The sequence below is a fragment of the Yaniella sp. genome (assembly GCF_030453185.1).
In the GTDB taxonomy this organism is placed as follows: Bacteria; Actinomycetota; Actinomycetes; order Actinomycetales; family Micrococcaceae; genus Yaniella.
The window spans coordinates 1-8,127 of the sequence record NZ_JAKDKW010000091.1 but is presented as its reverse complement, the minus strand read 5'-3'; the positions used below and the strand labels follow the sequence as shown (position 1 = coordinate 8,127).

The window sequence follows — 8,127 nt, the reverse complement described above, 5'->3', positions numbered from 1 at the left end:
GAGTTTGTGAAAACCAAACCGGGCACCAAGATCGTCTCCTCGGTGTTCTTCATGCTGCTGCCGGATCGAGCGCTGGTTTACGGTGACTGCGCCGTCAATACGGACCCCAATGCCGAACAACTCGGTGATATTGCGGCCGCTTCGGCTGAAACCGCCCAGCAATTCGGCGTCGATCCCCGGGTTGCTATGCTCTCGTATTCAACCGGCGACTCGGGTTCCGGTGAAGCCGTGGACAAGATCCGCGAAGCAACCAGCCTGGTCAAAGCTGCTCAACCGGAGTTGAAGGTGGACGGGCCGCTGCAGTATGACGCCGCGGTCTCAGCATCTGTTGCGGCCTCAAAGATGCCGGATTCGGAGGTCGCCGGAAACGCCACCGTCTTTATTTTTCCGGATCTCAACACCGGAAACAATACATATAAGGCCGTCCAGCAGTCGGCCGGTGCAGTCGCCGTTGGTCCGGTGCTGCAGGGGCTCAATAAACCGGTCAATGATCTTTCGCGGGGCACCACGGTTGACGACATCGTCAACACCGTTGCCATCACCGCTATCCAGGCACAAGCGTAGTAAGCAGGTATACGATGCTCATTTTAGTGATTAACTCTGGTTCGTCGTCGTTGAAATATCAGCTGCGCGAACTGCATGACGACGGCACAGACACCGACAATCCGGTCCAAGCGTCCGGGCTGATTGAACGGATCGGCGTCCCAGGTTCTGGGGTTTCCAACCATACTCAGGCCCTGGATGTCGTCGCCAGGGAACTCGACGAGGTGTTGGATGGTCGCCGGATCGATGCGGCCGGACACCGTGTGGTGCACGGCGGTGAACGATTCAAAAAACCAGAACTCGTGGATCCTGAAGTCATCCGCGCTATCGACCGGCTGGCCCCGCTGGCCCCACTGCACAACCCGCCGGCCACCGAGGGGCTGCGCGCGATTCGCGATAAGTGGCCCGATATGCCCCAGGTGGTCATTTTCGATACATCGTTCCACCAGACCATGCCGCCCGAGGCGTGGCGGTATGCGATTCCGGATAAGTGGTACACCGAACATGGGATTCGTCGCTACGGGTTCCACGGCACCAGCCACGATCTCGTCACCGGTAAAACCGCGCAGCTGCTGGGCATCGATCGGTCTGAGTTCAACGGCATCATCTTGCACCTGGGCAACGGCGCTTCGGCCACGGCTATCCGCCGCGGTAAGTCCGTTGACACCTCGATGGGTTACACGCCGTTAGCCGGACTCGTTATGGGGACCCGTTCGGGTGACGTAGACCCATCAATCATCACACACCTGATCACCTCGCATGGTTACGATGCCCACCAAACCGACAGGATTCTCAACCACGAGTCCGGGCTGTTGGGACTCACCGGGCACGCTGATATGCGCCAGGTGCTGGAGTCCGCACAAGCCGGGCACCGCGAATCCCGTATGGCACTCGATGTTGCGTCCTACCGCTTAGCCAAATACATCGGCGGGTACCACGTTGCAGTCAACGGCGCGCAAGCCATCGCCTTTACCGCTGGCATCGGAGAGAAATCTGCCCCGTTTCGGGCACGAGTACTCGATCGTCTCGGTGTGCTCGGTGTGCGCTACGACCACGAGTTGAACATGTCCCGCTCTGATGAACCACGCGTCATTTCCACGGACGATTCAACAGTTGCTGTTGTCGTGGTTCCCACGGATGAAGAAATGGCGATCGCCCAGCAAACCTTCCAACTCGTCGAGATGTCCGGTGCTTGGGGCCAAGGAACCGACGCCTATAAGGTTTCCTGAGCAACAGCTAGACCCCGGCTGCGAAAACAGGATGCTCTTCCAAAGACGGACCGGTCAGCTAGCCTTCTTCTTCGTTGATTTCCTGGAGCTCTTATTCGAACCAGATTGCTTTGATCCCGATTTCTTGGACGAACGGGAACGATCCACGGATTGGCGCAGGGCCTCCATCAGATCGACGACGTCGCCACCGGTATCGTCGTCCTCGTCTTCGTCTGGGAAGGTTTCTTCTAGATCCAGGGTCTCGCCGGATTCGATCTTCGCATCGATGAGTTTCTTCAGTTCTTCCTGGTAGTCATCGGTGAACTCTGCTGGAGTGAAGTCTTCGGAGTAGGTTTCCACGAGTTGGGCGGACATTTCCAATTCTTTATCCGATATTTTGGCACGAGAATTCACGCCTTTGAAATCGACTTCCCGAATCTCATCAGCCCATCGCAGCGTTTGGATCATCAGTAATTTTCCACGCGTACGTAAGATCGCCAGCCGGGTACGTGTGCGCAGGGTGACCTTGACGATAGCGGTCTTATCGGCTTTCTCCAGCGTCTGGCGAAGCAGCAGATACGCTTTCGGTGTTTTCGAGGTGGGCTCCAGAAAATATGAGCGTTCCAGCATGATCGGGTCAATCTGGTCGTTCGGCACGAACTGCAGCACGTCAATGTCGTCGTTGTCTTCTGCCGGCAGCGCCTCAAAATCGTCTTTGGTCAGAATGACCCGGTGTTCGCCGTCTTCATAGGCTTTGTCGATCTCGGAATATTCAACAATCTCATCGCACACTTCGCAGCGGCGTTGATAGCGGATGCGGCCACCGTCTTTATCATGCACCTGATGCATGTCGACATCATGATTTTCGGTTGCCGAGTACAGCTTTACAGGTACGTTTACCAGCCCGAAGGCTATGGACCCTTTCCAGATTGCTCTCATGTACCCCATTCAAACTGACCCGACGGCCTGTTGGCTAGGGCAGACTGTTTTCGGGTCTCGTTTCGCATCAGTCCCTCAGGTAGCATGCACGGCACAGGAGGTGGCCATGTCATCCAATGAACAGCAGGTCTCCGTCGACGGGCACCGTTTGACGCTGACAAACCTCGACAAGGTCTACTACCCAGAAACCGGTACCACCAAGGGTGAAGTGCTCGACTACTACGCCCGTATCGCACCGTATTTAATTCCGCACGCCCAAGATCGTATCGCAACCCGAAAGCGGTGGGTCGACGGCGTGGGCACCCCCGATGACCCAGGCCAGGTATTCTTCGAAAAGGGCCTCCCTGACCATGCGCCGTCATGGATCGCCACCCGGTCGATCAAACATTCGACCGGTCGCAAACACTATCCGTTAATTCAGGACCAAGCGACCCTGACCTATCTTGCGCAGTTGGCTTCGCTCGAGCTGCATATTCCCCAGTGGCGAGTCTCGCCTGGTGCTTCGGATCCCGGTACGATCACGTCGGATGATCGGTATCCGGATCGCATGGTGTTTGACTTGGATCCGGGTGAAGGCCGCGCGTTGGTCGACTGTGTTGAGGTCGCCCAGCTGGTGCGCGAGTTACTCAATGGCATGGGCTTAGATGTTTACCCGTTGACCAGTGGGTCCAAGGGGATCCATCTGTACGCGCCATTAGATGGTTCGGCCACCAGTCAGGAAGTCTCCGACGTCGCTCACGAGCTGGCCCGCAGTCTGGAAGCTGACCATCCGAAGCTGATTGTGTCGGCTATGAAGAAGAAGTTGCGCAAGAACAAGGTGTTTATCGACTGGTCCCAAAACGCAGCAGCCAAGACAACGGTGGCGCCCTATTCGCTGCGCGGTCGGTTCACCCCGACCGTCGCGGCACCGCGCACCTGGGATGAGCTCGATGACCCGAGCACTGTTGAACATCTCCGGTTCGAAGAGGTCCTGGAACGCGTTGACGAGCTCGGTGATCTGCTGGAACCACTAGCCGAAACCGCGGGGGCCTCGGAAGCCGCTTCGGCGACAGCACCCCGCGACCGGCTCGAAGTCTACCGTTCCAAGCGCGACCCCAAAAGCACTTCTGAACCCATTCCCGAACGCCACGGGACCAGCGGCGATGCCCTGACGTTTGTGATTCAGGAACACCACGCTCAGGCGCTGCATTGGGACTTCCGGCTGGAGCACGAGGGCATTCTAGCATCATGGGCCTTACCGAAGGGCCCTCCGACTGATCCCAAAAAGAATCACCTTGCTGTACAAACCGAAGACCACCCCATAGAGTATGCGACCTTCGAGGGCACGATCCCCAAGGATCAATACGGTGGCGGCGAAGTCACGATCTGGGATTGGGGTACCTACGAGCTCGAAGAGTGGCAGGACGGTAAGAAAGTTGTCGCAACCCTGCACGGCCAAGTCGACGGTGGGCTCGGTGGTGTTCGAAAGTTCTCATTGTTCAATACCGGTGGCAGCGGCCCGAATAAAGATCCAGCGAAAAACTGGATGATCCACCTGATGAAGGATCCAGCGAGCGACTCCCCCGAGCCCGAACCAGCCAGAGCTGCCGACGACGCCGAACCCGTCGATATCGAACCGATGCTGGCCAGTCTCGGAAAAGTCGAGACCGTCGCTCGCAAGGAAAAGGACTGGTCGTTTGAGATGAAATGGGATGGTATCCGAGCCATCGCCACCGTCCGAGCGGCCACCAAAGACTCAGACGGCTCGGTCACGCTCACCAGCCGCAATGGCAGGGATATGACCGCGACCTATCCGGAGCTTGCCGAACTCGTCGATTGTGTCGACGTCGACTGCGTGGTGGACGGCGAGATCGTTGCTCTCGGGCCGTCGAGTCGTCCTGATTTCGGTCGTCTGCAACAACGTATGGGCCTGACGAAATCTCGTGATGTCGAGCGTGAGCGGAGCAAAACCCCGGTGTATCTGATGGTCTTTGACCTGCTGCACTCTGACGGCGAATCGCTGCTTCGCACTTCGTATGACCAACGCCGCGAACGGCTCGCCGAGGTCGTCTCCGAAGGTGAGAACATCTATGTACCCGAGGCCTTCGAAGGGTCCTTGGACGAGGCCATGAAGTCCAGCAAAGAGCTGGATTTGGAAGGTGTGATGGCCAAGCAACGCGATAGCGTTTACCTGTCAGGACGCCGCACCCGCACCTGGTTGAAGCTCAAACACTCCTCCACCCGTGATGTGCTGATCGTGGGCTGGCGCACCGGCAATGGTGAACGCGCCGACACCTTTGCCTCGCTGTTGTTGGCTGCCCACGGTGATGAAGGCCTGGTCTATCTCGGGCGAGTGGGTACGGGTTTCGATCAGGAGCAGCTGCAGATGCTACGGAAAAAGCTCGATCAGCTGTCACGGAAAACCCCACCGGTTGAGATCCCAGCCCCCGACCGACGCGACGCCAGCTGGGTCACGCCATCGTTGGTTGGCGAAGTCACTTTGGGCGGGATCACCGAGGCCGGTCGTCTACGCCATCCGGTGTGGCGCGGCCTACGAGAAGATATTGACCCCGACGATGTCGGAGTCTGAAGCCCTTACTCGTTATCGGCGGTCTGTGGGCTTTCGATCGCTGCTTTTTCTTCGGCGGCCTCAAGCTGCCGTTGGGCTCTGGGCTTGCGCGGGGAGGTCAACTCCACAAACAGTTCGGGCAGTTCATGCCATTGGGGCAGCGTACCGAAGGTCTCGTGGGTTTGGTTCACAACTTGGCGGGCCAGATTGCGGTTGGCGATCCCGCCGATGCCAGCCCCCAGGCCAAATGGGACGAGTCTGCCCATGAAGCGAACGGCCTCGCCGCGGATCAGCGTTGTGGTGAATCGTCGGGTCATCGCAGAGAACACGCGTTCGGTGAGACCGGTAATACCCGAGGCGATCCATGCCGCCGGACCCAGTGTTCCAAAACGTGTTCCGGGCTGTGCTGAAGCAGCTTGTTTCAGGATCTCGCGGCCGTCCTCACCCAGCATGATGGTCATGACAAGCGCTTGAGATGCTTTATCGTTCTTTGTGTGGAGCCCGGCCAGCTCGGCCACCGACTGCGCATACAGCGCGGTCAGTTCCAAGAATCCGATGGCCGCACCAAACGAAGCACCCAGGCTAGCTGCCGTACCAATGCCCGGGACCGCGCCCATGCCACCGGCGGCTGCGCCCGTCGTCGTCAAGGAACCAATATAGAACCGTCCCAGACGCTGGGCCAGTTCCTCGGGGGTATCGTGCGGATACTTTTTTGTCAGAAGCCGCAGTTGCGCTATGACCATCGGGCGTTGCGCCCGCATAGCGGCCAAGACGGCTCGCTGGAACGTGGGCGTTGGGCGGCCTTTGGAATCAACGGCCTTGCCCAGCAGTTTCTGCGCGCGCTTGGCTGCCTTATCGCCACGGGCGCCTTTGGGGGATTTTCTGGGTTGTTCGGAATTTTTCGCCAAAGTCAGCTCACATTCTGTGTCAGAAACGGTGTGATGCCCGAGTTAGTTTCAGCTTCAGTCAAACGCGTATGTGCTGTCAACCAATCGTGGGCGAATTCAGCTGAGGGGTCGTTGGTGTTTTCCGTCGAAATCCACAGGACCGGTGTGGCCGTTGTCGATGTTTCGGCATCACCATCGTCGAATGCTCCGAGCATCGCATTATCGATGACGTAGCCATCCAGCCCAACCAGACTGTTGATCGCTTCGGGGCGCACTCTCAACAGGGTGGTAGCGAGGGCAGCGCCCTGCCCGACACCGAGCAGTTGGATGCTGGCGTAGTTGCTGGTGCCGTATTCGTCCTCATCGATGGCATCGAACACCCGGTGGGCTGCGGAGATGACTTCTGGAAAGTTTGCATGCTGGTGGTCGTAGGTGGTGAACCAGCTGTTGCCAAAGGTCGCGTCAAAACCAGCTTGGATCGCGAGGCCCGTGGTCGCTTCGGGCAAGTAGCGAAAGTAGTGTTCTGCGACGATTTCTACGGTTGATCCGGCATCGTGGAACACGAGGACGAGATGGTCGGTCCGTAAGTGTTCGGGCAGCGACCAGATAACTCGGTGACCGGTGGTCAGTGTTTCAGGGTACATGCGCTTCACTCTAACGAAGCTGGCGTGGCTTCGCAGGGTGTCGGCGGTGGGCTTAGCCCACGAAGTGAATCAGGACACCAAGCCCAAAGACGCCGAAAGCCAAGATCGCGCAACCGCATTCAATGAGCATGCCCCATCCCATGGCTTTCATAGCTTGAAGTGACGAGCGTGCAGCGGCCGCGAGGTCGCGGCGTCGGTAGTATTCTGCGCCGAAGAGGCCCACCGCGAACCCGACGAAGAGTCCCAGGAATGGTATGACAAAAAGTCCGACTATTGCCGCGGCGGTCGCGATGAGAATCGGTGTGCTCGGGATGCGTTCTCGGCGCATGGTTCTGCCGGTAAGGACCAGTGACGCGCTCATGCCGACCAATGCTAGGGCGGCAGCGACGACGCCGGTGGACCAGGATGCCGACGAGCCGATGATCCAGGCCCAGGCAATCATGGTGACGATAGCGACCGGTGAGCCCGGGACGATGGGAAAGATGGTTCCGAATATTGCCACCAGCATGAGGATGGCGGCGATGATGGTTACGATGACTTCCACGGTGGCAGTCTACTCGTCTGAGCCCTAAGTGGTACGGGCCTTATTTTTCAATGGCCGTATCGGTCCACACAAGGTGATTGGCGCTGTCGTTGGAGCGCATTCCGAAGAAGCCGCGGTAGTTGTCCCGGTTTTCGGCGTCGGTTTCGAGAGTGCCCGAGCCCAGAACACTCATATTCGAGCTGGGAAGCACGTAGTCTGCGCGGTAGCTATTGCTGCCACTCGTGGGGTCTGGAGCTGTGTGGAAGGTCGCCTCGGGATCGGTGGGCAACTTCCCCTGGTCCACGTCGCTCGAGGCTACCGTGCGAGCTGGCTGAGGGTCGGTGACAGCCTCGGAATCCAGCAAGCTCGATATCGCTGTGGGGTCTGCCGGACCGTTTCCGTTTGGATCAGCTTTGAGGGAGCCCGCGATGAGGAACTGCGCGCCTTCTTCTAGCGGCCCGCGGTTGCCCCGGTGATCAGTAATGTATTCGGTGTCCTGGTCGAGATAGTCTTCCCAGAACCGCACCTGGTCTTGGTTCCGTTCCTTGGCGTTCGACCCTTCGGAGGCATCTGCTGCTGATGAGGCCAGGATGTGTACCGATTCACCGTCGACCTCAATGGGCACATCCCAGTGGGAAACTGAGGCTAGTGGCAGCATATCGCGTTCCAGATCAGTGACATCTTCCGGAATGTTGTTGTCTGGCATTTTCGACCAACTCAACGATGTGAAGTCACGGATCTTGTCGGTTTCGATCGGGTATTTCGAATAGATAATCATCGACGACTGGCCGGGGAAATCTCCGTAGCCAAGTGCGTCTCCGGGACCACCGATTGT

At 58.3% G+C, this 8,127-nt stretch carries 8 protein-coding genes; 3 read left to right on the top strand and 5 right to left on the bottom strand.

The window, feature by feature from the left end:
* Together L0H14_RS10940 and L0H14_RS10935 are read left to right on the top strand one after the other, a co-directional pair.
* The coding region (locus tag L0H14_RS10940; RefSeq protein ID WP_301421815.1) for a phosphate acyltransferase at positions 1 to 564 on the top strand (564 nt) is incomplete at its 5' end.
* Between the two features lie 14 nt (positions 565 to 578).
* Entirely contained in the window at positions 579 to 1,772 is a 1,194-nt protein-coding gene (locus L0H14_RS10935; RefSeq protein WP_301418942.1) for an acetate/propionate family kinase, read from the top strand.
* Positions 1,773 to 1,826: 54 nt separating this feature from the next.
* On the opposite strand, the gene L0H14_RS10930 is transcribed toward L0H14_RS10935, so the two are convergent.
* Entirely contained in the window at positions 1,827 to 2,690 is an 864-nt protein-coding gene (locus L0H14_RS10930) for a Ku protein (RefSeq protein ID WP_301418944.1), read from the bottom strand.
* A 106-nt stretch (positions 2,691 to 2,796) separates the two neighbouring features.
* On the opposite strand from L0H14_RS10930, the gene L0H14_RS10925 reads away from it, so the two are divergent.
* Complete coding sequence (locus tag L0H14_RS10925; RefSeq protein WP_301418946.1) at positions 2,797 to 5,259, top strand: ATP-dependent DNA ligase; 2,463 nt, start codon at positions 2,797 to 2,799, stop codon at positions 5,257 to 5,259.
* Between the two features lie 5 nt (positions 5,260 to 5,264).
* On the opposite strand, the gene L0H14_RS10920 is transcribed toward L0H14_RS10925, so the two are convergent.
* The 4 genes from L0H14_RS10920 to L0H14_RS10905 all read right to left on the bottom strand — a co-directional run.
* Entirely contained in the window at positions 5,265 to 6,146 is an 882-nt protein-coding gene (locus L0H14_RS10920) for a hypothetical protein (protein WP_301418948.1), read from the bottom strand.
* Positions 6,147 to 6,148: 2 nt separating this feature from the next.
* A complete protein-coding gene (locus L0H14_RS10915; protein WP_301418949.1) occupies positions 6,149 to 6,769 on the bottom strand; it encodes an alpha/beta hydrolase in 621 nt (206 codons plus the stop codon).
* A gap of 52 nt (positions 6,770 to 6,821) precedes the next feature.
* On the bottom strand, positions 6,822 to 7,313 hold the full coding sequence (locus tag L0H14_RS10910) for a DUF456 domain-containing protein (RefSeq protein WP_301418951.1): 492 nt from the start codon (positions 7,311 to 7,313) through the stop codon (positions 6,822 to 6,824).
* Positions 7,314 to 7,353: 40 nt separating this feature from the next.
* A partial coding sequence (locus L0H14_RS10905; protein WP_367618774.1) for an endonuclease/exonuclease/phosphatase family protein occupies positions 7,354 to 8,127 on the bottom strand: 774 nt, incomplete at its 5' end.